The following is a 982-nucleotide window of genomic DNA, read 5'->3' on the forward strand; positions in this document are numbered from 1 at the left end:
TGCTTCAAAAGGCAGCCTACCGCCCGAGAATGACGCCCAGAGGCACTCGCAGGCAACGAGCGGGTCGATCGACTGAGCGGCAATCCTTGGTATTCGGGGCCGACCCGATTCCCAGACGCTGTCAGCCAAGGCCTACTTGCATGCGTTTGGAGCCCGTTGCGAAGCGAAAGAGCCGGTGGCAAGCCCTGAGGTGACGGCCCGTCAATACGGGACAAGAGTTCACTTGAGGTATTTCACTTAAGTTCTTATCTTGTCGGTACTTTTGGCGTCACGTACACTGCCGCCTGCGTTGGGGACCTCCGTTGAAGACATTTGCCGCCGCTTTCCTGAGCCTCACCTTCCTGGCCGCGCTGCCTGGCGCCGCCACGGCAGCCGCCGACACGACCCAATCCAGGGCCATCCGCACTCCCGTCAAAACCGCCGCCGTGCCCACGCGCAAGGTGCGCTCGGTCGTGCTGCGCAGGGCGGTCGCACCCGTTATCTCGGCTGTGCCCACCTTCGGGCAGGTTGCCGGCCTGCACCAGGTGGATGACCCGCTGGCCCTGAAGTCCAGCGTGGCCTATGTGCTGGACCAGGACACCAACGAGGTGCTGTTCTCCAAGAATCCCCAGGCCGTGCTGCCCATCGCCTCCATCACCAAGCTGATGACGGCGTTGGTGGTGGTCGAGGCCGGGCTGTCGCTGGACGAGAAGATTTCGGTCACCGATGACGACATCGACACCGAGAAGTTCACCCGCTCCCGCCTGGCCGTCGGCACGACGCTGACGCGCGGCGACATGCTGCACCTGGCCCTGATGGCCAGCGAGAACCGCGCCGCCCATGCGCTGGGCCGCAACTACCCCGGTGGCCTGGACGCCTTCGTCGCCGCGATGAACGCCAAGGCCGAGAGCCTGGGCATGGCCGACACCCACTATGTCGAGCCCACCGGCCTGTCGAGCCGCAACCAGAGCAGCGCCGCTGACCTGGCCAAGCTCGTCAATGT

Annotated in this window: 1 protein-coding gene; it reads left to right on the forward strand. The window is 64.9% G+C overall.

The features are described 5' to 3' along the window. Window positions 1-302 precede the first annotated feature (302 nt). Window positions 303-982: serine hydrolase (locus AC1DU6_RS32845; RefSeq protein WP_477862469.1), on the forward strand; the 680-nt coding region annotated here is incomplete at its 3' end.

Source organism: Roseateles sp. P5_B10, from assembly GCF_056400485.1.